Genomic DNA, 25,431 nt, shown 5'->3' with positions numbered 1-25,431 from the left:
TGTAACTACTCAGCCATCGTTCCTTTATCCGCGAATTACGCGAATCTTCGCTAATTTTTTCTTCTTATTCGCGCAATTCGCGTTATTCGCGGATAAATTTGTTTTTTCATCGGCGTAAATGTGGGTTGGCTGAGTAGTTACTCGATAACACAGATAAATTTTCGCTCCATTTTTCGTTCAGGCATCGTTGACCCTATTGTGTTCTTGCGATATTATAGCACGGGCATCGCGATTTAGCAATCAAATTTTAGCGAGATTCAAACATGCGCATCATCATCTTTTCCGACCTCCACTCCAACGTCGAAACGCTCGTCGCGTTGAACATGGTCGAGCAACCGCCGGATGCCGTGTTCTTTCTCGGCGACGCGGTCGGTTATGGACCTGACCCCGCGCCGTGCGTGACTTGGTTACGCACGTTCGTCAAACACGCGGTACGCGGCGATCACGATTACGCGATTGCCACCGGCGCGGATTTTGCGACGCCGCCGGAGTATCGCCCGCTCGCGCAGGCGACGAGCGCGCACACGTTGCGAACCTTGCGCCCGAACGACTTGCGCTGGCTTGCCGGTCTGCCGGCGACCTTGCGCGTGGAGATGGGCGGCGCGCGCTTTTTTCTCGCGCATTCCTCGCCACGCGACCCCGCCAGCGGCGGTCTCGATTTCGCGACCATGTCCGACGACGCGTTGCGCGCGGAACTCGATGGCGTAGACGCGGATGTCGTTTTGCTGGGGCACACGCATGTTCCTGCGCTTCGCCGAATTGGAAACACGCATATCGTCAACCCAGGTTCGCTTGGTCAGCCACGTCACGGCTTGCCGAGCGCGACGTATGCGGTGTGGGAAGATGGCAATCTGCGAATCAAACATATTGACTATGATCCATCCATCACACAAAACAAGCTCGCGCTGATGATGCTCGACCCGGATATCGAACGGCGCTTGCGCGAATTGTTGGGCAAGGGGATGTGATTGACGAACGGCGAGGAGTGAGTTTATAATGTTGACAAGAGGTGAAGGGATGGAAACCGCGTCTAAAAAACAGGTGACTCGATACGAACAGATGCTTGTGAACATTATTCGTTCGTTGCCGGCTGAACGCGTCGCGCAGATTCTGGATTACGCGTGTTACATTCAATTGCAAACCAATGATGATTTCTCGCTGGATGACAACGAGACGGAAGAAGAAATTCTTGCCGACGAACCGCGTTGGGACGCGCAATTTGCCGAGACACAAGATGAGTTGGCGAAAATGGCAGAGCAGGTGCGCGCCGAGATTCGCGCCGGACGCACTCAACCAATGCGCTTTACGCAAGATGGGAGAATCGCGCCGGGATGAAATCGCATACCATTGCTAGTTTTTGGAAAGGGTATGACAAACTTTCGCAAGATGTTCAACATCAAGCGAACAAAGCGTATCGTCTGTGGCGCGCCGATCCTGCACCGCGCGGTCTGCATTTCAAGCGCGTCAGCAACAGCGAGCCAATCTATTCTGCCCGAATTGGACGCGATCACCGCGCAGTGGGATTGCTCGAAGGCGACACCGTGTACTGGTTTTTCATCGGTAGTCACGATGAGTATGATCGAGTCCTGCGTGGCAAGGCGATGCATGAGGAGAAAAGCGCATACGCTAGTGTTGAACAAACGTGAGATGCCTAAATGGGCGCGAATGTTTTTCAGTTCAAAACGAAACCGAACCCGAAGAAGACGAGCGCTGGATTGCTGAGGTCATTGATTTGCCTGGTGTGCTTGTCTGTGGCAGAACCAAAGAAGATGCGATTGCCAAAGGATTTGTAGGCACACTTCCAACGCACTTACCGTTGTACGAGCCGTCGGGGAGAAACCGGCGGCTTTCTGCACCCCGTGCGCAATCGAATTGAACCGGCGATGGACTTGATTCCCATTCATTTCAATCGTGTTTCAAACATTCCATCTCAACAGATGGAATCGTTCCGCGCGATTTACCTCGACAGTTTTCCGCCGCACGAACGCGCGGAATTTGGTTTCTTGGTGGAAAGCATCGCAACCGGCACGCGTTGGTTCTTCGGCGCGACGCGCGGCGACACCCTGTTGGGTTTTGCGATTCTCGTGCCGGACATCGCCCGCGACATTCACCTCCTCGAATATCTGGCGGTGTCGCGGGACGCGCGCAACCTGGGCATCGGCGGCAAACTACTCGATCACGTCGCCAACACGTTACGCGATCAAAGCGCGACACGCGGCTTGTTGCTCGAAGTCGAAACGGACGACGAGGGCGACGCGGACACACGCGCGCTACGCGCCCGGCGCATCGCGTTCTATCGGCGACATGGTGCGCGGTGGGTGGATCGCCTGCCAAACTATCGCGTGCCCATCGGAAACGCGGCGACGATGCGAATGAAGTTGCTTTGGTTGCCGCTGAACCCCGCGACCGATCTGCCCGATGATGCGACATTGCGCCAGTGCTTGGTCGAAATCTACACGCGCAGCTATGAATTGCAACGCGACGATCCGTTCATTCGATCCATGCTCAGTCTGCTCGATGCCCAAGCGCGGAGCCAACATGGATAATGAAACGCTTCTCGCCATCGCCGCCGTGATTCAAGCGTTAGTCGGGCTGATCGGCGTGCCCGCTTTGCTGTACTCGCTGGCGCAACTACGCAACCAGACGCGCGAGCAGACCAAGGCGACCAACGCGACTATCTACCAAAACCTGGAAGGCACGATGATCGAGATCGATCGTTTTTTTGTTGACCATGCGGACCTGCGTCCCTATTTTTACAACAACAAGGAAATTGCCGAAGAGGATTCGGAATATGATCGCGTGTTAAGCACCGCCGAAATGATGATGGACTTTGCGGACTTTGTGTTGACGCATCGCATCAATATGCCCGATTATCCCTGGGTGGAGTGGGAACGTTATTTCCAGGATATTTACGTGTCCAGCCCCGCGCTCAGAAAACTGTGGAATGAGAAACAAGATTGGTTCCTGGATGATTTCAAGCCGCTATTCAGATCGGCGCAAGCGCGGCTCGACCGCGCTAAATCAGTTTGATGTGTTCGTGACTGACCGAATTCACACGTTGGTACGTCGGAGAGCAGTTCACAATGTTGAACCTCACCCAAACTGCGCGAACGTTTCTGAGTTTGACTGTCCCAGTATTCATCATCCTGATTTTTGGCGCGACCGCCGCCGCGAATCATGCGACGCCGAGCGCGGCAACCACGTCCACCCCGCGGGTATCGCCGCGCCTGCCGCTCGCTCCGCCAAGTGTGGACCCGTACACCGTCGCGCTCTATCACTTTGACTCCGCCGATGGTAACAGCGTGCCCGATGCCGTGGGTTTGCATCCCGGCACGCTCAACGGCAACGCGATGCTTACCGCCGGACTTTACGGCAACGCGCTCCGCGTGGATGGGCGAGGTTCGTACGCGCGCATCGGGAACCTGGGTTATCTTAGCGCGGGCACCGTCGAAGCGTACGTGGATTTCAGTTCCGCGTGTCCTTATGTGAGTAGTTATTTTTCGATCCTTTCCGCCGGGAACGACTATGGTTCCGGTCAATACGCCGCGCGCATGTTTGTGGACGGCATGTTAATGTTCCAAATCGGCTCGGCGGGTTGGCACCATGTGGACACCGGCATCAATCCGTGTCGCTATCTTGCCGGCGGAAATACCGGTCCATATTTTTATCCTACGCCCGTCGTGTGGCCCTATGAAAAATGGCGCTTTCACCATCTCGCCACGACCTGGGGTCCGCGCGGCATCGAGTTTTGGGTGGATGGCGTTTTGCATGGGGTCAGCGTGGATCCGCTGCCGCCCAGTAACGTGTACACTCACCGCTGCAATCCGCAGATGCAACTTGGTTCGGCGATTTATCCGTTGTGCGAAATCCCAACGATAGGGCTGGTGCCTGGTGCGTACGCGGGCGGCTTTGGCAACTATACTACGTGGTTGATTGGTTGTGACCCAGCCGGTTCGTGCTTCAATGGCAGGATTGACGAAGTTCGCATCAGCAACATTCAGCGCACCTTCTCGCCGATTTACGATCCACCGCCAACGCCGATTGCTTCGGTGACGCCCACGCGCACGCCTACGCCAACGAATCCCTATCCCGATTTCACCGTGGTCGGTCTCAGCGCGCCGGTGACGACGAGCGACTATATGACCAAAACGATCTCGGTTCTTGTGAGCAATCGCGGGACGCAGTCGTTCAATCGCGCGTCCCAATCCGGCGTACAGATAGGACAACAATCCGGCGGACGCCGTACGATGCCACCGCTCGTGCGCGTTCCAGATAATGGCGGCGCGACGAATTATTTTTTCTACGTAGACGTGTTTATAGATCGCCCGCCCTCCGGTCGAACCGACGCCGGGAATTGTCCCGCGCTCGGCGGCGGCACGAATTGGAGCTGGGTCTACGCGCTTGGGATCGGCGAGTCCGTTGTGGTGCCGGTAGATTGTTGGGTTTCACCCGGCGAACATACTTTTTTCGCGCAAATAGATATGTGCGACGACCTGAGCGGTAATTTGTGTAGTCCGAATTTTGGTTTTGTGCTCGAACGCAACGAAGACAACAACATTTATCCGTTGACCAATCCGGTTCACAGCGCAAGCCCATTTGAATTCTTGCCGGCAATTTGGCGACGCTAAATGACCGCGCTCACTCTGTTGCTTTTGCGTGATACCTTTGCGATTTGCCGACTCGCGCTCGATGCTCCGATTCCCGATTGGGCGCGCGGTGATCTTGTTTCGATCACACGCACGCGCGACGAATTTTCGATTGTATGCGATCAACGCGCTGCGCCGCGCGATGTGAACTGCGAACGCGATTGGCGCGCGTTGCGCGTTGCGGGACAGCTTGATTTCGGACTGACCGGGATTCTCGCGTCGCTTGCCACGCCGCTCGCGGACGCGGGCGTTTCGATTTTCGCGCTCTCGACCTACGATACTGATTAGACATTATCGGGAATAAGACATCTCTCGCCAAGCCGCCAAGAACGACAAGTTTTTTCAAGATGATTCTTTGCGTGCGTTGCGTCTTGGCGAGAGGCAAAAGTTGTTTCCGATAAAGTCTATTACGTGATAGTCAAAGCAAACCAGATGGAGCGCGCGATAACAACACTGACCCAAACAGGTCACCGAATTGAGATGGAATGACTGAACACACACACACACTTTTTTCATTGACTCCGACTCACGCGCGTCGCTTGGCGATCACGCGGCAACACCTCGCTCACGCGCGACACGGTGCGGATGCAGAGGGCATCCTCAACCTCGTGCGCGACCTGGGTTGTATCCAGATTGATCCGATCAGCGCAGTCGCGCGCAGTCACTTGCTCGTGCTGTGGAGTCGGCTTGGCAATTTCGATTCCGCGCATCTCGACGCGTTGATGTGGCAGGAGCGCAAACTGTTCGAGTACTGGGCGCACTGTGCGAGCATCGTCTTGACGGAGGATTATCCGATTCACGGCGCGCGGATGCGCGGCTATGCCAAGGGCGATTCACCGTGGTCGGAACGCGTGCGTGCATGGACCAAACAAAACGATGTGATGCGGCGCAGAATTCTCGCGCAGATTCGTCGACATGGCGCGATGCTTTCGCGCGACCTGGGCGAGAGCGGCGACGCCTCGCGTGCCTGGGTCTCGACCGGCTGGACTTCGGGTCGTACCGTCAGTCGGATGTTGGATTTCTTGTGGATGCAAGGCACGTTGATGGTCGTTGGGCGCGAGGGCATTCAAAAAAAATGGGGCTTGAGCAAAACCTTTCTACCTGAGTGGACGCCGCGCGAGAGGTGGAGTGCGCGTGAGATTGTGCGTGCCGCGGCGCAGAAATCTCTCCGCGCGCTGGGCGTCGCGACGCCGCGCCAGATTCAGCAACATTTCATTCGCGGGCGATATCCGAATTTGAATCGCGTGCTCGCCGAATTGGAGAACGAAAAACGTATCCTGCGCGTACAAGTCGCCGATTGGCAAGGCGAGTGGTACCTCCACGCGGACGATGTGCCGTTGCTCGAAAAGATTAAAGCCGACGAATGGCAACCGCACACAACGCTATTATCGCCGTTCGACAACTTGATTTGCGACCGCGCGCGCACAAAATTATTTTTCGATTTCGATTACACGATGGAAATTTACACGCCCGCCGCGAAACGCAAATTCGGTTATTACGTCCTGCCGATCCTGCACGGCGACCGGTTGATCGGACGAATTGATTCGACGATGGATCGCGCGAACGCGCGCTATCACATCAACGCGGTCTACGCCGAACCGAACGCGCCGGCGAACGCCGCGCGCGCGATTGCAAACGCGATTGAGGCACTCAGCGCGTTTCTCGGCGCGGAGGACATTACGTACACGCGGCGCGTACCCAAAATTTGGAAAGCGAGACTCTTGTAAGGAGGCAACATGCTCACCGGTATTCATTTTCTGCTCACGTACCAATGTGCGTTTGAATGCGATCACTGTTTTGTGTTCGGTAGTCCGTTCGCCAAAGGTACGTTTACGTTGAGCCAGGTCGAGCAAGTTCTCGACCAAGCCGAAAAGATCGGCACGATCAATTCGATCTACTTTGAGGGCGGCGAGTCGTTTCTGTTTTATCCGTTGCTGATCGAGAGCATCCGGTCGGCACGGGCGCGTGGATTCCAAGTCGGCATTGTCACGAACGCGTATTTCGCGACGAGCGAAGACGATGCCGCATTGTGGTTCGCGCCGCTACGCGACCTGGGCATCGCCGATCTCAGCATCAGCGATGACGCGTTTCATTCGGATGCAGCGGATAGTCCGGCGAAACGCGCGCTCCGCGCGGCAAAGCGATTGGGCTTGCCGACGAATTCGATCTGCATCGAAAAGCCGACGGTTCAAACTAATTCCGCCCAAGCGAAGGGCGCACCGGTTATCGGCGGCGGCGTCATGTTTCGCGGACGCGCGGCAGAGAAATTGACCGCCGGACTTGCCACACAATCCTGGGATTCGTTCACCGAATGTCCACACGAAGAATTGGCAAATCCAGGACGGGTGCACATTGATGCGTACGGCAATGTGTACCTCTGTCAGGGCTTGGGTATGGGCAACGCGTGGCGCACGCCGCTCCCCGCGCTCGTTAAAAATTATCGCGCGGACGCGCACCCGATTGCTCGCGCGCTGATTGACGGAGGTCCCGCGCGTTTGGCGACGGAATACAACGTGCCGCACGACGCGGGTTATGTGGATGCGTGCCATTTGTGTTATTCGGTTCGCAAAAAACTGATTGACCGATTTTCCGATTATCTCGCGCCGAAACAAGTTTACGGATTGGAGTAGAAAATGAAATGCCGTGCATAGCACGGCAACAACTCCAACGATCAACAACTGCGCCATCCTCCAATGGCGTCGGAAATGCGCCGCTATGGATTTTCATTGATGATCGTGTGGAGCAGGCGATCATAGGCATCTCCCATCGCAGCCAACGAAAAATTTTCTCTGACGATTTCTTGCGCGCGATGTGAAACTATCCGGCGCATCTCGGCATTATTGTACATTCGCGCAACCGCATCAACCAGCGTCTCGATTCGGCGGGGATCATAACACAGGCAAGTTACTTGGTCTTGCGCAAGCAACGCGTCTCCGTTTGCCTTGGATGAGACCACCGGAATTCCTGCCGCATACGCTTCCATTAAAACAAGGGCGACTGGCTCGGCATAGATCGAGTAGAACAGCAGAATATCGTGTTCGGCATATAGCTGGCGCAATGCGCTGCGCGGAACCGGGGGCAGAATCGTCACGATATCCTGCAGGTTATATTTTCTGATCATGCTCCTCACGAGTTCGCGATAACCCGGTAATCCCTCGGTCGCGACGACCGTCAAAGTGACCTTTGGAATGCGCTTGCGAATTTGCGGCAACGCCTCCAAGAATAAATGCAGCCCTTTGTTGCGAGTCATTTGACCTACCCACAACAAGCGCCCGCGCATGTTTGTCACTCGCGGCAGAGGTTCCGGTAACGGCACCCCAAAGTAAATCGTGTGGCTTGGCGCCTTCAAGCCAGCTTGCGTCGCTTGACCTTGCCAATGCCGGCTGGCGAATACCGCGTAACGGAGTTGGTGTGGCAAGACGCGGCGAAACAGAAAGGGATGCGCTTGGCTGCGTAATCTCACCGCAACGATTCCCCGCATCCAATCCCACCACTGCGCGTTCAATTCATTCGCTAAACCGGCAAGACTGATCGCCGCCACGCGCGGGTGTCGTTCCGCCACCAGAGCCGCCGTGCCGGGCGCGCTGCCATCCACGCAAACGAGAACGAGATCAGCATGACAGCTTGCCAGGATTTGTTCGATGGCTTGCAAATTATTCGATGCGTTTACAAAATACGAATTAGGGCGCGTGAGTATGGAGGTGAATTGGCGAATGTTCTCGGGCAACGCCAGCCACAGATTCATCAACGCGCGCCAGCGTTGCCAGGGTTCCAAGCGATTGCTCAGGAACGTAGAACGCAAGGAACGCGTCTCGCCGCGCGGGTCGCCATTCGCGGCAGTCGCATAGATCGCCGCGTCGACCTCCCAGCCGTGGCGGCGCAATTGTTCGGCGACATCGTTTAGCGCCAGCGGCAATCCCCCCATCTCCTGATTTGGAAAGGCAGGTCCCACCAACAAAACCCGCGGCGATTTTTCGTCGGACCAGTTCCGCGCATCCGCCGGGGTCATCTCAAGCCAATCAGCATTCGAGCTTGTTCCGGCGTTGCAATCGTGCGACCGGTCGCGCACGCCAGCTTCGCAATGCGTTGAATCAAGCGTTCGTTGGTGGCAGGATCGGTCTTGGCGGCGTCCATATAGAGATTGTCTTCGAGACCGATCCGCACATGACCACCCATCACGACGCCCAGCGCGTTCATCGGGAATTGAAAGCGCCCGATGCCGCCCACCGACCAAAACGCGGGTTGGGGCAAGCGTTCGACCATGAGCGCCAAATTCAGCGGCGTCGCGGTCAGCGTCCCGAGCGAACCCAGGATGATGTTGAACACGAACGGTGGCTGGAGGATCCGTTTGCCAATTAGATAGTGCGCGTAATCAAGCATCCCAAACTCAAAGATCTCAAGTTCGGGCACGATCCCGCGCTCTGCCATCCGCGCCGCCAGCCGCCCAATCATCTCAGGTTCGTTAACGGATGCATGCCTGGGAAAATTCATCGAGCCCAGCGTCAGCGACGCCAAGTCCGGTGTGACATCGCCATCAAGTTCAAGTGGATCGCTGCGTTCTGCGAACGTTTTGTACACGCGACCGCTTGTCGTCACGCAGATGATTGCTTGCGGAATTCGTTTGCGGATCCCGCGAATGATTTCGGAGAAGACTTGGCGGTGATAGGTCGGCTCTTCATCATCGCCCCGCGCATGAATGTGAATCGTTCGCGCCCCAGCTTGGTAGCAGCGTTCCACATCTTGAGCAATTTCCTCTGGTGTCGTTGGCACGGCTGGATTGTCTTTTTTGCGCGGCACCATTCCGGTGATCGCCGCATTGATAACCAGCGGTGTGGCTAGATCGTTCATGGCTATAGTCCTTTGACATCTGTTTTCATGATTTGCGCGGGCAAGCCAGCCACCAGCACGTTCGGCGGCACCGATTTGACCACAACCGCGCCTCCGCCAACCACCGACCCGGCGCCGATGGTCACATGGTCTCGAATCACCGCGCCCACGGCGATATACGCGCCTTCGCCGATTTCTAAACCGCCGGCTAGATTCGCCCCTGGACCAATGGTGCAAAACGGCTGAATCAAATTATCGTGACCGATCAAACAACCCCGGTTCAAAATCACATGCGCTTGAACGCGAGTGTTTGCCGAAATGACCACACCCGCGTTAATCACACACCCAGCCGCGATGCTAGAGCGACGGGAAATGGTCGCCGAGGGGTGAATCACCGAAGTAAATTTGTAATCACGCGCCAGCATCGTTTCGATAAAATTGCGACGTGTTGTACTCACAATTCCGGCGACCAAATAACATTCAGCTGGTCGGAAAGGAATCTCATCAATCCAAAACACTGGCAAGCCAGCGTGGACTGCCCCTGACGCAGGACGTTCCAGACTATTGACAAAGCCCAGCGGTTTGAATCCGCCGGCGGTCTCTGCAATATCGAGCGTCTCGGTTGCAAACGTGCCGTCGCCAAGAATCAACAGCGGTTTGATCTCCATTGGATCGCCACTCCTTCTTCAACGTATCCACATCCGCGCATGGGTCCAGATTCCCACCGCGTGCTTGACGTATCCAAGCGTCCAAATGTTTTGCAGAGCGACACCTAACGCCATCACTCCGGCGACGCCAACGATACCAAGTGGCTGAACGAGCGCCAGCGCGGCGCTCACCGTCAGCACACTCCGTAAAACCGAAATTAGCATCAAGGCACGTTGATGGTCCGTCATCATCAGCGCCAGTCCGCACGATCCCGACCAGACATTTACAATTTGCCCCAGACTTGTTAGCGCCAATACCATTGCCCCATCGCGATAAACGGATCCATAGACGAACTCCAAAATATCAGCGCCGAGCGACATGTACAGAATTAGACTCGCTATAGACGCGATACTCGCCAGGGTCGCGCTGTCGCGGAGCATTTTTTCTAGTTCATTTTTTCGTCCCAGTTTGTACAACCTGGCGATACTGGGAGCGATTACCGCATTCACAATATCGAGCGGCACGGAGACGAGTATCGCTAGACGCGCCGCCGCTCCATAGACCGCCACTTCGGATGGGTGACGAAACGCCGCCACAATCCAAATGTCGCTCTGCGCCATGGTCAACCAAGTCAAGTTGGTAATCAAGATGGGCGCCGATTGTCGCAGGAGCGACGGGGAGGATAGTCTCGTATTGATTGAGGCGGATACAACTTGAGTATTGAACATGCGCCACAAGACGACAAGCGCCAAAATCGTCGAAAAAGCGATGGAGCTTATTTTCAACTCTACAGCATGAATTTGATCGAGCGGACTAGGGGTTAGCGAGACGATCCAAAGCAATCCCACAAACACCCCAGCGGCTACCAGTCCGCCAAACAGCGTCGCCGCACGAATATCGTCAAAGCCGCGCAAGACTTCGGCAATCAATCGTTGCGCCGATTCGACGAATATCCAAAGTGGAACGAGCAAAACAAAGACGAGCGAAAGACCCAGCATGCCGCTCGCGGCGCTGGCGATGACGACAAGCCCCCGCGCCGCGAGCGCGCCGAGGCGCAAAATGGCTTTCGCCGATTGCCTTGCGCCTCCGGCATCGCCGACCGCCAAATTCTCCGCAATCGTTTTTGTTGCGATGCGTCCAAGCCCCAGCTGGGCAACCGCGGCAAAAAAGATTGCCAGACTCGCGGCATAAAAATACGCTCCCATATCCGACGGCGTAAGCAATCGCGCCAAGAGCGCATTGCCGGCTAGACTCAGCGCCATCATCATGCCCGTTCCGCTGACAGCCCACACTCCACTAATTAGCAAGCGCTTGGAAACAGAAGAAATACTAGGAAGGATGAACCGGCTCCATTTATGCAGAATCAATCGTGATCTTGTTCGACGCGGACATGGACTTGAGCAAGCTGCCCGTTGCAAATCTCCGCTGAGTTCACTGTACCGAGTCCGGACGAATACAGGGCATTTTTCAATGAGAGTATAAACGAGACACCCTAGTTCGTCAAAAGTTACGCGGTTCAATGCCCATTGACCGATAGACCCAAAGTCACTACAATGCCGTGTAATCCAATTAAATCGCAATGCCATCGCCAAACGCGGATCGTGGTTCTCAGTTTTGCATTCAGTCCTTGATTGGCGAAGGTGCTGATTAGGCAAGGAGCATGCATTGAAACGCTGTGAATGGCCCCAGGACAACGAACTGATGATCGCGTATCACGATAACGAATGGGGCACGCCGGTTCACGACGACCGCAAACTGTTCGAGTTTCTCGTCCTCGACGCGTTCCAAGCCGGCTTGTCGTGGCAAATCATCCTGAACAAGCGCGAGAATTTTCGCCGCGCGTTCCACAATTTCGCCGCGCAGAAAATTGCGAAATACAACGCGCGCGATACGAAACGCTTGCTTGCCGATGCCGGCATCGTTCGCAATCGCGCGAAAATTGCGGCGACGATTGGCAACGCGCAACGCTTTCTCGAAATCCAAAAAGAGTTCGGCTCGTTCGACCAGTACATCTGGCAATTCACCGGCGGCAAGACGATTCGCAACCAGTGGAAATCGTTGAAGGAAATTCCAGCCAAGTCAAAAGAATCGGACGCGATGAGTAAGGATTTGCAAGCGCGCGGCTTCAAGTTCGTCGGCTCGACGATTTGCTACGCGTTCATGCAGGCGGCGGGAATGGTGAACGATCATGTCGTCGGATGTTTTCGGTACATAGAGTTGAAAAAATCGTAACCAGTAAGAATCACTTCAACCCATCAACGGAGTTTCATTGAGGGGATTACGTCGAAGCAGAACGGTGTTATCGGAAGGTACTTGAACTTGACCCAACAAATCAAGAATATTGCAACTATCTTATTCAGGTACTTCGCTACCAACAAAAAGATCGAGACGCGTTGCATTTTCTTGAACGGTTGAGCGTTCTTTCTCCGAAAGATTTGAACACGATTTTTGGGCTGGCTGCCGTTCACAAAAAATTGGGACACAAAACTGATTTCGCAAATTACGCAATGAAAGCAGAATCGGCTATACCGCCCGAAGACTGGTATAACCTTGCTTGCTTTGAATCTATTTGTGATAATCGAGAACTTGCCTTTGAGCATTTATCTCGTGCCGCAAAGCAAGACGACTTTGATCGCGCTTGGGCGTGGCGCGATCCCGACCTCGAAGAGATGCGATACGATCCGCGCTTTGAACAAATCGTCGGAGCACGTCCCGACGACAAACCAACATAAAACCTTGCAAAGGCGCGGAGTGTGAAACCTTCGCAAGGTTCGGAGGTTCGCCCCCCTCTTGACGACGAACACCCGTTCTGCTAGAATGTTGCCACGTGTTCACCTGAAGGAGGGTGTAATGGCAAAACCAAATATAACCGTTCCCAAACCCGCATCCGGCGCAGTTGCCTTGCTCATCGGCACGCGCAAGGGTGCGTTCATTTTGCGCGGCGATAAAACGCGGCGCAAGTGGAAACTGTCCGACGGCATCTTTATCGGCGCGGTCGTCAACGATATGGTGATGGACTCGCGCGGCAGTCGCACGATCTTGATGGGCGCGCGCACCGGGCATCTCGGTCCGACTGTTTTTCGCTCGACCGATTTGGGCAAGACGTGGAAGGAGGCGACCCAGCCACCCGCGTTTCCCAAAGCGCCCGAAGGCGAGACCGGCATTTCGGTGCATCACAACTTTTGGATTTCGCCGGGTCACGCGAGCGAACCCGGTGTGTGGTACATCGGCACATCGCCCCAAGGATTGTTTCGTTCGGAGGATGATGGCGCGACCTGGGAACCGGTCAACGGGTTCAATCAACATCCCCAATTCCAGACCTGGTGGAATCCGCCGGATCAAGGACCACCCGATGGACCGACGCTCCATTCGGTGATGATTGATCCGCGCGACGCCAGGCACATGTATCTTTGTCTCTCTGGCGGCGGCGTGTTTGAATCGCAGGATAAAGGACGCGATTGGCATCCGTTGAACAAAGGACTCGTGTCCGAGTTTCTTCCAGTTCCCGATGCCGAAGTGGGACACGATCCGCATCGCGTGGAAATGAATCCGCTCGACCCCGATCGATTTTATATGCAAAATCATTTCGGGGTGTACACAATGGATCGCAAAAAAGGCGTTTGGGAAAACATCGGCAAAAAATTACCAAAGCCGTACAGCGATCACTCATATCCGATTGTTACACATCCGCGCGACCCAAACACCGTTTGGATTTTCCCTCTCGACGGTTCTTTTCCGTTGGGACGCGTCAGCCCGAATGGAAAACCGGCGGCGTTCGTCACGCACAATGGCGGCAAAACGTGGAAGAAACAGACCAAAGGTTTTCCGACCCAGCACGGTTGGTTTTCGGTGAAACGCCAAGCGATGAACGCGGATTCGCACGATCCGGTCGGCGTCTATCTCGGCACGACCGGCGGCGAAGTGTGGGCGAGTCGCAACGAAGGCGAATCGTGGACGCGGCTTCTGACCTCGCTCCCGGAAATCTATTCGGTGCGCGCGGTGGAGTTATGAGCAATTGTCATTTCGAGCGCACGCGAGAAATCTTACCAGTTGTGCGCGAGATTTCTCGCTCCGCTCGAAATGACAATCCGTAGGCAAATTATGCAAGTCCACATTCCCACACCGCTTCGCGCGTACACGAACGCGGCTCAGGTCGAAGCGAATGGCGCGACGCTTGCGGAATTGTTCGCGGATCTGGAGCGACAGTTTCCGGGCATTCGCTTTCGCATCATTAACGAGCAAGACGAAATTCGCGAGCACATCAAAATTTTCGTCAACCAAACTCTCGCGCCGAATCTGGACGCGCCGCTCGCGCCAAATGATCGCGTGCGAATCGTGATGGCGATTAGCGGCGGTTGATCGTTAAGACCCAAAGGGTTGCATGCCCTTTGGGTCTTTTTGCGGCTATTGCAAAATCCGCGTCACTGACTATAATTCCGCCACTACAATTTGCATCACAGAAAATGAATATCCTGAGGGAGGAAAAAATGAACATTACCACGACGTTGGAAACCAGCCGCGTGTCCGTCACCGTTTTTCAAATTCACGGCAACGTGGACGCGTCCAACTATAGCGAACTGCAAACGCGCGTGCAGGAAGCGATTCAAGCCGGGATGCACTATATTCTGCTCGACTTGAGCGACGTGCCGTACATGAGCAGCGCCGGCTTGCGCGCGCTCAATCAAATCTTCAACTGGGTGCGCGCGCACGCGCCCGATGAGAGCGACGCCGCCGTGAGCCAAGGATTGGCATCCGGCAAATTCAAATCGCAGCATCTCAAATTGCTCAATCCCACACCGCGCGTACTCGACGTGCTCAAGACTGCCGGGATAGATATGTTTCTAGAAATCCACACGAATCGCCAAAACGCGCTCGTTTCGTTTGAACCGGGGAAGTAAACCAATGCCTGAGTTGGACTGGCTGACCGCGAGCGAACTCGCGCGCCTGCTTCACGCGCAAAAAATTTCGTCGGTCGAATTGACTATGCATTTCCTCGACCGTTTGGAAAAATTCGGACCGCGCTATCACGCGCTCGCCGAATTGACGCGCGACCTCGCGCGGCAACAAGCGCGGCGCGCGGATCACACATTGCGGCGTGTAGGGGCGAAGCATGCTTCGCTCCTGCTGGGAATTCCGTACGGTGCGAAGGATTTGCTCGCGACGAAAAACATTCCGACGCGCTGGGGTTCGCCCGCGCACCGCGACCAGGTTTTCGATTACGATGCGACCGTTATCACGCGTCTGCAAAACGCCGGCGCGGTGCTCGTCGCCAAACTCGCGATGGTCGAACTTGCCGGCGGCGGCGGGTACGAATTCGCGTCCGCGTCGTTGCACGGACCGGGGTTGAATCCGTGGAACGTCAATCACTGGTCGGGCGGCTCGTCGTCCGGGTCGGGCAGCGTGGTCGCGGCGGGTCTCGTGCCGTTCGCGCTCGGCTCGGAAACCTGGGGCAGCATCAACACGCCCGCGGCGTACTGCGGTGTCACCGGTTTGCGACCGACGTGGGGCTTAGTCAGTCGCGCCGGCGCGATGGAGTTGGGTTGGACGCTCGACAAAATCGGTCCGATGGCGCGCAGCGCGGAAGATTGCGGCTGGATTTTGCAAGCCATCGCCGGACCCGACGCGAACGACCCGACGACCGGGCGCGCGTTCCAGTTCCAGCCGCGCCTCGCGCGCCGCAATTTTCGCGTCGGCGTTTTGCCCGCCGATTTCAGCGACATCCCGGAACTCGGCAAGGCATTCGACGACGCGTTGCGTGTGTTCAGGAAAATCGGTGTGAAACTGTCGCGTGTGGAATTGCCCGACTATCCGTACAGCGATATCGCGCTGACGATTCTGCACGCGGAAACGCTCGCGACGCACGAAGAATTTATCAAGAGCGATAAACTAGATTTGCTGGTGGACGCGTCGCAAAAGCAATCGCTGCGTCAATCGCTCCAACTCGCGCCGGGCGAGTACGCGCGCGCGCTCAAACAACGCGCGCAGATCACGCGGGATGTGCTCGCGCTCTTCGACCAGTTCGACGCGCTCGTTTCGCCGGCGGTGACGGAAGAAGCGATTCCCCTCGAGATGAGTCTCAAAACGCGCGTGCGGCGGCGCGGCAATTATAGCGTGCTTGGCGCGCTGTGCGGCGTGCCCGCGCTCATCGCGCCGATGGGATTCGGCAAGCAAAATTTACCGCTTGCGCTCGCTTTGACCGGCAATCGGTTTGGCGAGAACGCGCTGCTCCAACTCGGTATGCGCTTCCAACGCGAAACGGATTGGCATCGCCGCCATCCGGCTGTCCCGGCGTAAGATATATTCGGATAATCGCAAACCTTGACCGAATTTTGACTTGAAGTTTACACGATTTTGACCCGCGCGGTTTAACATCATTCTGTCGCGGTTCACCAAAGTGGATGGGCCCATTTTTCGCGTATTGTCAGGATGACAGAGGTTATGATTGCCTTTCCGTTTGCCACGCGAGCGGAAAGGCATTTTTTATTCGGGAGAGGTCTATGCAATTACGCATGATCGGATTCATCGCAGGGCTAGGCATGCTCATCGGTCTCGCTCTCTTCCATGCGCCGTCGGCGAATGCCGGCGGTCCGCCGGACGCTCCGCCGCCCGCTGCGGAAATCGAAAATCAAGTGTGCTTGGCGTGCCATTCGAATCGGCAATTGGTGCTCAAATTACCGAACGGTGATAGTCTGCCCATGTTCGTGGATGCCGCCGCGTTCAACGCATCCGTGCATGGCAAGCAAGGACAACGGTGTACCGCGTGCCATACCAATATCAGCGGCTATCCGCATCCGCCGATTGCCGCGCGGGACGCGCGCGATTTTTCGATTCAGATGTACACGCTGTGTCGGCAGTGTCACGGTGACCAATTCAAAAAGACGCTCGACTCGGTGCACGCGACCGAACTCGCCGCCGGCAATCGCGACGCGCCAGTGTGCACCGACTGCCACACCGCGCACTATTCCTCCAAGCCAGCTCAACCCCGTGCGCGCATTTCGACCACGTGTCAAAAATGCCATAGCACGATTTTCAATCAGTACAAAGACAGCATTCACGGTTCGGCGTTGATTACCGAAAACAATCTCGACGTGCCGACGTGCGTCGAATGCCACGGCGTTCACAACATCGGCGATCCGCTCACCGCGCAATTTCGGCTCAAGTCGCCGGAGATTTGCGCCAAGTGTCACACGAACAAAGCGTTGATGAACAAGTACCGGATTTCGACGAACGTGATGAATAGTTACGTCGCCGACTTTCACGGCACGACCGTCGAGTTGTTCGAGAAACAGTCACCCGACCATCCTACGAACAAAGCCGTCTGCTTCGATTGTCATGGCGTCCACAACATCAAGAAAATTGACGATCCGCAATCCACGGTCTTTCGACAGAATTTGCTCAAGACGTGCCAGCAATGTCACCCCGACGCGACGACGAATTTTCCGGCGTCGTGGCTCAGTCACTATGATGCCAGCCCCGAACGCTTCCCAGCCATGTACTATGTGAATCTGTTTTACACCATTCTCATTCCCGTGACGATTGGCGGTATGCTCGGGTTTATCGCGCTCGATCTCGCGCGCCGTATTATCAATCGTTTCAACAAAAACGGAGGAGCGTAAATCATGGCGGAGCAAAAACAATATCCACGCTTTTCCCCGGCGCAACGCGTCGAACACTGGATCATGTTCGCGTCGTTTACGATTCTCGCCGTCACCGGCTTGCCGCAAAAATTCGTCGGCAATGCCTGGGCGGAGCAGATGATCCAGATCATGGGCGGCATCGAATTCGTGCGCCTGATTCATCACCTTGCCGCCGTGGTGATGGTGCTTGGTTCGATCTATCATATCGTCGCCATCGCCTACAAAATTTACGTCGTCCGCGTGCGCTGGACGATGTTCCCGCGTTTTGACGATGTGCTCGACGCGCTCGACGCGATTCGCTACAACCTTGGTTTGACGAAAGAACATCCCAAGTTCGACCGCTTCAACTTTGGCGAAAAGTTCGAGTACTGGGCGTTCGTGTGGGGCACGGTCGTGATGGCGCTGACCGGGTTTATGATGTGGAACCCGATCAACACCGCGCGCTTCGTCCCCGGCGATTTGATTCCCGCCGCCAAAGCCGCGCATGGGGGCGAAGCGCTCCTCGCCGTGCTCGCGATTCTCATCTGGCACTTTTACAATGTTCACATCAAGATGTTCAATCGCGCCATGTTCACCGGCAAGATGCCGGAACATCAAATGGAAGAAGAACATGGCTTGGAACTTGAACGGCTGCACCAGGGTAAAACCGACAAGCGTCCGCCGGCTGAGGTGGTCAAACAACGCGAGCGCCTCTTCATCCCGATCGCGTTGGGCTTTAGTGTTGTGATGCTCCTCGGCGTCTACTTTTTCACCACGTACGAACAAACGGCGATCACGACCTTGCCGCGCCGCGCGGATGTCCAGGTATTCTCGCCGATCACACCAACGCCCACCTTGCGCGCGGGCGCGACGGTTGCGCCGGTCATTGCCGCGCCCAAGCCGTTGACGGAAAGCCACGTCGGGCGAACGCAATGCAATGTGTGTCACGAAGCCGGCATCGCCGGACCCAAGAATCCGGCGGATCACGCCGGACGCGCGGACGCGACGTGTAGCGCGTGCCACAAACTTTCTACTGGCGTTGCAACACCGATAGCGGGCGCGACACCGCCAGTGAGTGCGCCTGCCACGAGCGGTGGCATCAAGCCACTCCCCGCTACGCATGATGGACGCACCACGTGCAACGTGTGTCACGAAACCGGCGTTGCCGGTCCCAAGAATCCGGCGGACCATGCCGGACGCGCAGATGCGACGTGCAGCGCGTGCCACAAGCCGGCGAGTAGCGCCGTGCCTGCCGCGCCGACTGCCGCCGCGAAACCCGCTGTCGCTCCAACGACCGGCGCCGCGACTGTTGCGCCGACTGCCGCGGCAAAACCATCCGTTGCGCCCACGACCGGTGCTGGAACTACCGTACCAACCGCCGCCGCGAAACCTACCGTTGCACCCGCGACCGGCGCCGCGCCTGCCGCGACGAAACCGTCTGCCACCACAGCGCCTGCCGGCGGCGCGGGTGTAGCGAAAGTACTCCCAGCCAGTCACGCGGGACGCGCGATCTGCAACGTGTGTCACGAGACCGGCGCGAGCGGTCCGAAAAATCCGGCAGACCACGCCGGACGCGCGGATGCCACGTGTGTCGCGTGCCATAAATTGCCGTAGTCAAGTTGCTTGAAAACAAAGAGCGATGCGGAGAAAATCCCCGCATCGCTCTTTTAGTTTCCGTGTGTCCTAACTTGGTCGAGTCGGAACCAAACCGGGCAATTTTGGACGCAGATGGACGCGGACAAACGCGGATAATTTTTTCATCCGCGTCCTATTAGATTTTGTCATGATTATCGCGCGCCCATCAACGCGAGCAACACGCCGCCGGCGATGACGCTCGCGATTTGACCGGACGCGTTCGCGCCCATCGCGTGCATCAACAAGAAATTTTCAAAGTCCTCTTCCTGCCCGATCTTTTGCACGACGCGCGCCGCCATCGGAAACGCGCTGATGCCTGCCGCGCCGATCAACGGATTGAAGTGACCGCGACTGAGCAGATTCAAGAATTTAGCGAACATCAACCCCATCGCGATGTCGAGACAAAACGCGACCAGCCCCAACGCGAGGATGCCGAGCGTTTGCACGCGCAAGAACGCGTCTGCACTCATCGTCGAGCCGACCGCCAGACCCAGGAACAGCGTGACGATGTTCGCGATTTCTTTCGACGACGCGCCGGTCAACCGTTCGACGACGCCGGACTCGCGCATCAAGTTGCCGAGCATCAACGTGCCGATCAACGGCAACGCCATCGGCACGAGCGTCCCGACGACGACGATGACGATGAGCGGAAACAGAATGCGCGTGCGCCGGCTGATCACGCGTTGCGAGTACGGCATGCGAATCGCGCGCTCGGTTTTGCTCGTGAGCAAACGCATGATCGGCGGCTGGATGATTGGCACGAGCGACATGTAACTGTACGCGCACACGGTGATCGGTCCGAGCAAGTGCGGCGCGAGCAGATTGCTCACATAGATCGAAGTCGGTCCATCAATTGCGCCGATGATGCCGATGGAGGCGGCTTCGTTGAGATTATAGCCCAACAGCAACGCAAGCATCAACGTGCCGAAAATTCCAAACTGCCCCGCCGCGCCGATCAGCATCATGCGCGGGTTTTCGAGGAGCGGACCGAAATCGGTCATCGCGCCGATGCCGATGAAAATCAACAGCGGAAATAGTTCGTTCTCGACGCCGGCTTGTTTCAGAATGGTGAGCAGACCCTCATCCTGAATCATCGGCGAAAGCGGCAAGTTGGCGAAGATCGCGCCCGCGCCAATCGGCAGGAGGAGCATCGGTTCGTACTCTTTCGCGATCGCGAGATAGAGCAACACGCCGCCGATTGCCATCATCAATGCCGAGCCAAGCGTGAGACCTTGGATGCCTTGGAGAAGTTGATCGAAGGAGACGCTCACTTACCCTCCTCGAACCGGACGAGCACATCGCCGTAGCGCACTGCTTGCCCGGCTTGCGCGATCACTTCGGCAACCGTCGCATCGCGCGGCGAGCGAATCGCGTTTTTCATTTTCATCGCTTCGAGAATGCACACGGTTTGTCCGTGCGTTACGGCATCGCCCGGTTTGACTTCAACCGTGAGGATCGTGCCCGGCATCGGCGCGGTAATCTCCTGACTCGCGCCATTCGCGCTCGTGCGCGGCGTCGGCGGGAGCGCGGGTGCGGGTGCGAGGCGCACGCTACCCAATACGTCGAGCGATGGCGGATGATACGACGTGGCGGGTCGTTCAATCGCGCTTTCGTCCGCCGCATTCACCGGCGAGATTTGCGGCGTGATAGTCGCGCCGAGCAGTTCTTGCGCGGCAGAGAGTTGCACGTCGAATGCCTGGTCGTTCAGCATCACGCGAAACTCGTTCGCCGAAAGGTCTTGCACGTCAATCGTGTATTCCTTGTCCTTGATTTGCAATTTGTAGCGTCTCATCGCGTCCTCCGACCGGGTTGCCAATTCGAATTTTGTAACGTGCGCCCCACGCCGACCCACCGGCTGGGGAGCGTGCCAGGTTTGTGCTCGCGCACCGCCGGCGCGGCTTGCTGGCGCAGATGAATGCGATGCGACATGACCGCAATCGTGATGGCGGCGACGGTGTCCGCGTCCAACCCAGGCGGGTACAACAGGGCGGGCGCTTTGGTGACCTGGGTCTTGCCGCGATCCAAGCGTGTGATCAGCGCGATGCCCAGCGCCATTACGCCGAGCAGTGAGAACACCAAGCCCATGCCGTAGAGGGTGAGTTGTAATCCGATGTTGATTGATTCCATATTTAGTGTCCAGTGTCCAGTGTTCAGTATTCAGTGTCCAGTGTTCAGTATTCAGTGTCCAGTGTTCAGTGCGCCGAATACTGAATACCGAATACTGAATTCTGAATTCCGAACTAGACCGGCATCAGTCCATGCTTCTTCGGTGGATTCTGTTTGACTTTGGTGCGAAGCACTTCGAGCGCGCGAATCAAGTGCGGGCGCGTTTCCTTTGGCTCGATCACCTCGTCAATCTGTCCCAGGTTCGCGGCGGTGTACGGGTTGAAGAATTTTTCGCGATACTCTTGAATGAATTGACCTTCCACTGATTTGGGATCGCTCGACGATGTAATTTCGCGGCGGCGCAAGATGCGCACCGCGCCATCCGCGCCCATCACCGCGATCTGCGCGGAGGGCCAGGCAAACGCGAGGTCACAGCGCATCTGCCGCGAACTCATCGCGATGTACGCGCCGCCGATCGCTTTGCGCGTGACGACCGAAATTTTCGGCACGGTCGCTTCGCAAAACGCGTAGATCACTTTCGCCCCGTGGCGAATGATGCCGTAATGTTCTTGATCCACGCCCGGCAAATAACCCGGCGTGTCCACGAACGTGACAACCGGAATGTTGAACGCGTCGCAGATACGCACAAAGCGCGCGACCTTGTCGCTCGAATCAATGTCGAGCACGCCGGCGAGATGCGCCGGTTGATTCGCGACGATGCCAACCGAATAACCGTCGAGCCGCGCGAAACCGACGATGGCGCTGCGCGCATAGTACGGATGGACTTCGAGAAAACTACGCGGGTCTACAATCGCGTCAATGACCTCGTGCATATCGTACGGTTCGTTCTCGTTCGGTGGAACGATGGTGTTGAGCGATTCGTCCATGCGGTCCGGCGAATCATAGCGCGCGACCTGGGGTGGGTCTTCCGTATTGTTCTGCGGCAGATAACTCAACAAGAGTTTGGTCAGCTCGATGGCTTGCGTCTCGTCTTCCGCGACGAGTTGCGCGACGCCGCTTTTCGCATTGTGCACCATCGTGCCGCCAAGATCGTTGAAATTCACTTCTTCGCCGGTCACCGCTTTGATGACTTCAGGACCGGTGATGAACATGAAACTGGTGCGCTGCGCCATAATCACGAAATCGGTCAGCGCGGGCGAATAGACCGAACCGCCGGCGCAGGGTCCGAGTATCAACGAAATCTGCGGGATGACGCCGGAGGAGAGCACGTTGCGCGTGAACACTTCGCCATAAGCCGCGAGCGAGCGCACGCCCTCTTGAATGCGCGCGCCGCCGGAATCGTTCAGTCCAATGATCGGGATGCCGCTTTCCAACGCGAGGTCTTGGATGCGGCAAATCTTGTGCGACTGCACTTCGGAGAACGAGCCGCCGAGCACGGTGAAATCTTGTGCGAACACCGCGACGCGTCGCCCGCTGATTTTGCCAAACCCGGTGACGACGCCATCGCCGGGAAAACGTTGCTCGTCCATGCCGAAATCGGTGACGTTGTGCGTGGCGAGCGCGCCAAGTTCTTGAAACGATCCTTCGTCGAGCAAGAGCGCGAGCCGTTCGCGCGCGGTCATTTTGCCGCGCTTGTGTTGCGCCGCGATGCGTTCCGTACCGCCGCCTTGCACAGCGCGTTCGCGCATCTCGCGCAGTTGGGTTAGATAATCTGTCATCAGACCACTCCTTAAATATGCGACTGCCGACGGCAGACCGACGACCGTCGCGATGGGTTAAAGATTCCAAAGCCAAAACGTATTCGCAAAAAAACGCTCACGCGCGCGGACAGGTTTGTTGTCCGCGTGCGTGAGCGTTCTTCACTCTTGCTTCCCAAGTTCAATATGTCCGATTTAGCGCATCCTGTCAAATTAGGCAACACATGGAGAACGCGTAAACGAATGACATTGCGTTCATTCGTTTATTCGTTTTTCGACACGTTGAATCGAATCGAGAGAATGTCGCCGTCCTTGACGACGTACTCTTTGCCTTCGAGCCGCAAGCGTCCATGCTTGCGCGCTTCGACCATGTCGCCGGAGGTGAGCATGTCCGCGTACGAAATCACTTCCGCGCGAATAAAGCCGCGCGCGAGATCGGTGTGAATCGTGCCTGCCGCGTCCACCGCGTTCGCGCCGACGCGAATCGTCCACGCGCGCACTTCGTCCTCGCCGACGGTGAAGAACGCGTGCAAGCCGAGCAATTGGTACGACAAGCGAATCACGCGCGACAACCCAGGTTCGGCGATGCCGTACTCTTTGAGAAACTCGGCGGCATCGTCGGGCGACATTTGCGCGAGTTCCATTTCGAGTTTACCTTGCAAGGTTGCGAGCATCGTCTTTTTGTGCGCGTATTTCGCAATCGTCGTCGGATCGCTCACCGCACGGTCGCCGGTGTTGAACACGACGAGCATCGGCTTGAGCGTGACGAGCGCGAGATTGCGCGTGACGCGCAGGTCGTCGTCGCTCAACTCTAAATCGCGGAGTGGTTTGCCGGCTTCGAGTTGCGGCTGAAAGCGCGCGAGGACCGCTTGCTCTTTGAGCATCGCATCGCGTTCGGCGGGCGTGCCGCCGCGCTTGGTCAACTGCGCGTGGATGCGTTCGAGCCGCCGCTCGACCATCGCGAGGTCGGAAAGAATCAGTTCGGTGTCGAGGATGTCGAGATCGCGCGCCGGGTCAATCGTCTCTTCGATGTGCGGCACATTTTCGTCTTCAAACGCGCGGACGACGTGGAGGAGTGCGTCGTTCTGGACGATGTGATTGAGGAGCACGCCGTCTATCCCGCCCTTTTCGCCGATGCCGCGCGAGAGACCGCCGATGTCGTTGTACTGCACTTGCGCGTAAATCGTTTTGCGCGGGTTGAACATTTTCGAAAGCACACCCACGCGCGGGTCGGGCACGTCCACCATCGCGGTGTGGACTTCCAATTTGCCGGACGAGAACGCCGCGGTTTCGATTTGTCCGCGCGTGAGCGCGTTAAAGATGGTTGTTTTGCCTGCATTGGGCAAGCCGATGATTCCGATTTGCATGTCGCGAGTATAGCACGAGTAGGGAGAAAAACAAAACCGCGAAACTCGGCGTTCGCGGTTTTGTGTTACGCGTGGAAGCGGCTTGCTTGGTCAATCCAGTTCGAGACTGTCCAAGCGAACAGTGTAAGTTTGCTTGTCCACGGCAAGGTGCTCGAGCATTGGATCTATCGCGATTGGATCATCGCGGCGGAGATGCAGACGCGCGCCCTGGGCAATCGTCGTAAAGGTGAGTGTCTCGAATGCGCGGGTGAGTTCGTTTGGATCAACTTGTTTATCGCACACCGCAAGATTGACGACTCGAATGTGCTTTGATTTGGCGTTTTGGGCGGCGTCCAACATTTGTTGCACGATGCCCTGCATCAAAACGGTTTCGTCCATTTTACTTCTCTTTCTAACGTGGGTGGCAAGATGGGCGCGTGTGCAGGCGTCAATCCTTTGGCGGCATGAAACGCCGAATGGAACTCGCGCATTCTGGCTGGCGCGATGTACGTCGCGGAAGCGCCGTTGCCCCAGATCATTAGCACAATCGCGCGAACGCGCGTCTCCCAGGAATCTTGCCACGCGCACAATTCGTGCACGAGTTTCCGCCTGGACGGTTCATGCGTCAAACAGTAAAAAGTGACCCCGGCAACTCGCGTCGTCTGCACCAGGCGAAGTTGCGCGAGGGTGGTGAGGTCTCGCTCGATCGCTTCGATGGGTTTGGCTAGATGATAGGCAACGTCGTCTGCCGTCAGCGATGTCGTCGAGTGTGAATGCAAGAAATGGAGAATCAAGCAACTCCATTCAAACTGAGTTAGTTCGGCAAAAAGTGTTTTGGCATTCTCGCTCAAACCTGCCAGGACCATCTCTTCGCTAATTATCCAGTTGTCAAAAGACTCATGTTCAACCACGGCTCCTGCCTTTCCACTCATTCACGCCAAGAAACGCG

At 56.6% G+C, this 25,431-nt stretch carries 27 protein-coding genes and 1 pseudogene; 17 read left to right on the top strand and 11 right to left on the bottom strand.

What is annotated here, in order from left to right:
* Nucleotides 1–263 precede the first annotated feature (263 nt).
* From HY868_05195 to HY868_05155, 9 genes and pseudogenes are all read left to right on the top strand, one after another.
* Nucleotides 264–968, top strand: a pseudogene (locus HY868_05195) (metallophosphoesterase family protein).
* A 49-nt stretch (nt 969–1,017) separates the two neighbouring features.
* Complete coding sequence (locus HY868_05190) at nt 1,018–1,335, top strand: hypothetical protein (GenBank protein MBI5301512.1); 318 nt, start codon at nt 1,018–1,020, stop codon at nt 1,333–1,335.
* Nucleotides 1,332–1,646 (top strand): hypothetical protein, encoded by a 315-nt coding sequence (locus tag HY868_05185; protein ID MBI5301511.1) that lies wholly within the window; start codon nt 1,332–1,334, stop codon nt 1,644–1,646. Before HY868_05190 ends, HY868_05185 begins: the two co-directional genes overlap by 4 nt.
* Nucleotides 1,647–1,859: 213 nt before the next feature.
* Complete coding sequence (locus HY868_05180; GenBank protein MBI5301510.1) at nt 1,860–2,546, top strand: GNAT family N-acetyltransferase; 687 nt, start codon at nt 1,860–1,862, stop codon at nt 2,544–2,546.
* Nucleotides 2,539–3,030: a hypothetical protein gene (locus HY868_05175; protein ID MBI5301509.1), complete on the top strand. Its 492-nt coding sequence runs from the start codon at nt 2,539–2,541 to the stop codon at nt 3,028–3,030. Before HY868_05180 ends, HY868_05175 begins: the two co-directional genes overlap by 8 nt.
* Before the next feature lie 53 nt (nt 3,031–3,083).
* Nucleotides 3,084–4,628, top strand: coding sequence for a hypothetical protein (locus HY868_05170; protein ID MBI5301508.1), 1,545 nt, complete (start codon nt 3,084–3,086; stop codon nt 4,626–4,628).
* Nucleotides 4,629–4,934, top strand: coding sequence for an ACT domain-containing protein (locus HY868_05165; protein MBI5301507.1), 306 nt, complete (start codon nt 4,629–4,631; stop codon nt 4,932–4,934).
* Between the two features lie 197 nt (nt 4,935–5,131).
* Nucleotides 5,132–6,373 carry a YcaQ family DNA glycosylase gene (locus HY868_05160; GenBank protein ID MBI5301506.1) on the top strand — a complete coding sequence of 414 codons (1,242 nt, stop codon included), beginning with the start codon at nt 5,132–5,134 and terminating at the stop codon, nt 6,371–6,373.
* Between the two features lie 9 nt (nt 6,374–6,382).
* On the top strand, nt 6,383–7,276 hold the full coding sequence (locus HY868_05155; GenBank protein ID MBI5301505.1) for a hypothetical protein: 894 nt from the start codon (nt 6,383–6,385) through the stop codon (nt 7,274–7,276).
* An 83-nt stretch (nt 7,277–7,359) separates the two neighbouring features.
* On the opposite strand, the gene HY868_05150 is transcribed toward HY868_05155, so the two are convergent.
* From HY868_05150 to HY868_05135, 4 genes are all read right to left on the bottom strand, one after another.
* Nucleotides 7,360–8,562 (bottom strand): glycosyltransferase family 4 protein, encoded by a 1,203-nt coding sequence (locus HY868_05150; protein MBI5301504.1) that lies wholly within the window; start codon nt 8,560–8,562, stop codon nt 7,360–7,362.
* A gap of 89 nt (nt 8,563–8,651) precedes the next feature.
* Nucleotides 8,652–9,494: a 3-keto-5-aminohexanoate cleavage protein gene (locus HY868_05145; GenBank protein ID MBI5301503.1), complete on the bottom strand. Its 843-nt coding sequence runs from the start codon at nt 9,492–9,494 to the stop codon at nt 8,652–8,654.
* Between the two features lie 2 nt (nt 9,495–9,496).
* Complete coding sequence (locus tag HY868_05140; GenBank protein ID MBI5301502.1) at nt 9,497–10,141, bottom strand: NeuD/PglB/VioB family sugar acetyltransferase; 645 nt, start codon at nt 10,139–10,141, stop codon at nt 9,497–9,499.
* A gap of 18 nt (nt 10,142–10,159) precedes the next feature.
* Nucleotides 10,160–11,389 carry an oligosaccharide flippase family protein gene (locus tag HY868_05135; protein MBI5301501.1) on the bottom strand — a complete coding sequence of 410 codons (1,230 nt, stop codon included), beginning with the start codon at nt 11,387–11,389 and terminating at the stop codon, nt 10,160–10,162.
* Nucleotides 11,390–11,822: 433 nt separating this feature from the next.
* On the opposite strand from HY868_05135, the gene HY868_05130 reads away from it, so the two are divergent.
* The 8 genes from HY868_05130 (at nt 11,823) to HY868_05095 (ending at nt 19,351) form a co-directional block, all read left to right on the top strand.
* The gene (locus HY868_05130; GenBank protein MBI5301500.1) at nt 11,823–12,353 is read left to right on the top strand and encodes a DNA-3-methyladenine glycosylase I; all 531 of its coding nucleotides are present in this window, start codon (nt 11,823–11,825) and stop codon (nt 12,351–12,353) included.
* Between the two features lie 161 nt (nt 12,354–12,514).
* Nucleotides 12,515–12,853 carry a hypothetical protein gene (locus HY868_05125; GenBank protein MBI5301499.1) on the top strand — a complete coding sequence of 113 codons (339 nt, stop codon included), beginning with the start codon at nt 12,515–12,517 and terminating at the stop codon, nt 12,851–12,853.
* 118 nt (nt 12,854–12,971) lie between these two features.
* The gene (locus HY868_05120) at nt 12,972–14,132 is read left to right on the top strand and encodes a glycosyl hydrolase (GenBank protein MBI5301498.1); all 1,161 of its coding nucleotides are present in this window, start codon (nt 12,972–12,974) and stop codon (nt 14,130–14,132) included.
* 90 nt (nt 14,133–14,222) lie between these two features.
* Nucleotides 14,223–14,480: a MoaD/ThiS family protein gene (locus tag HY868_05115; GenBank protein ID MBI5301497.1), complete on the top strand. Its 258-nt coding sequence runs from the start codon at nt 14,223–14,225 to the stop codon at nt 14,478–14,480.
* A gap of 128 nt (nt 14,481–14,608) precedes the next feature.
* Nucleotides 14,609–15,019 (top strand): STAS domain-containing protein, encoded by a 411-nt coding sequence (locus HY868_05110; GenBank protein ID MBI5301496.1) that lies wholly within the window; start codon nt 14,609–14,611, stop codon nt 15,017–15,019.
* A gap of 4 nt (nt 15,020–15,023) precedes the next feature.
* Nucleotides 15,024–16,415 (top strand): amidase, encoded by a 1,392-nt coding sequence (locus HY868_05105; protein MBI5301495.1) that lies wholly within the window; start codon nt 15,024–15,026, stop codon nt 16,413–16,415.
* 203 nt (nt 16,416–16,618) lie between these two features.
* Entirely contained in the window at nt 16,619–17,737 is a 1,119-nt protein-coding gene (locus HY868_05100; GenBank protein ID MBI5301494.1) for a cytochrome c3 family protein, read from the top strand.
* Between the two features lie 3 nt (nt 17,738–17,740).
* Nucleotides 17,741–19,351: a cytochrome b/b6 domain-containing protein gene (locus HY868_05095; protein MBI5301493.1), complete on the top strand. Its 1,611-nt coding sequence runs from the start codon at nt 17,741–17,743 to the stop codon at nt 19,349–19,351.
* A 173-nt stretch (nt 19,352–19,524) separates the two neighbouring features.
* Here HY868_05095 and HY868_05090 read toward each other — a convergent pair whose 3' ends face one another.
* The 7 genes from HY868_05090 to HY868_05060 form a co-directional block, all read right to left on the bottom strand.
* A complete protein-coding gene (locus HY868_05090; protein ID MBI5301492.1) occupies nt 19,525–20,580 on the bottom strand; it encodes a sodium ion-translocating decarboxylase subunit beta in 1,056 nt (351 codons plus the stop codon).
* A gap of 59 nt (nt 20,581–20,639) precedes the next feature.
* Nucleotides 20,640–21,164, bottom strand: a complete 525-nt coding sequence (locus tag HY868_05085; protein MBI5301491.1) for a biotin attachment protein — start codon at nt 21,162–21,164, stop codon at nt 20,640–20,642.
* On the bottom strand, nt 21,161–21,499 hold the full coding sequence (locus tag HY868_05080) for an OadG family protein (protein ID MBI5301490.1): 339 nt from the start codon (nt 21,497–21,499) through the stop codon (nt 21,161–21,163). Before HY868_05080 ends, HY868_05085 begins: the two co-directional genes overlap by 4 nt.
* A 113-nt stretch (nt 21,500–21,612) precedes the next feature.
* A complete protein-coding gene (locus HY868_05075; GenBank protein ID MBI5301489.1) occupies nt 21,613–23,157 on the bottom strand; it encodes an acyl-CoA carboxylase subunit beta in 1,545 nt (514 codons plus the stop codon).
* 242 nt (nt 23,158–23,399) lie between these two features.
* The gene (gene ychF, locus HY868_05070; GenBank protein ID MBI5301488.1) at nt 23,400–24,503 is read right to left on the bottom strand and encodes a redox-regulated ATPase YchF; all 1,104 of its coding nucleotides are present in this window, start codon (nt 24,501–24,503) and stop codon (nt 23,400–23,402) included.
* Between the two features lie 90 nt (nt 24,504–24,593).
* Nucleotides 24,594–24,881: a hydrogenase maturation nickel metallochaperone HypA gene (locus tag HY868_05065; protein ID MBI5301487.1), complete on the bottom strand. Its 288-nt coding sequence runs from the start codon at nt 24,879–24,881 to the stop codon at nt 24,594–24,596.
* A complete protein-coding gene (locus HY868_05060; GenBank protein ID MBI5301486.1) occupies nt 24,863–25,276 on the bottom strand; it encodes a hypothetical protein in 414 nt (137 codons plus the stop codon). The genes HY868_05065 and HY868_05060 overlap by 19 nt, the downstream gene beginning before the upstream one ends.
* Between the last annotated feature and the right edge of the window lie 155 nt (nt 25,277–25,431).

The organism is Chloroflexota bacterium (assembly GCA_016219275.1).
In the GTDB taxonomy this organism is placed as follows: domain Bacteria; phylum Chloroflexota; class Anaerolineae; order UBA4142; family UBA4142; genus JACRBM01.
Note: the sequence above shows the minus strand (reverse complement) of the source record. Positions and strands in the feature narration are given on the sequence as shown.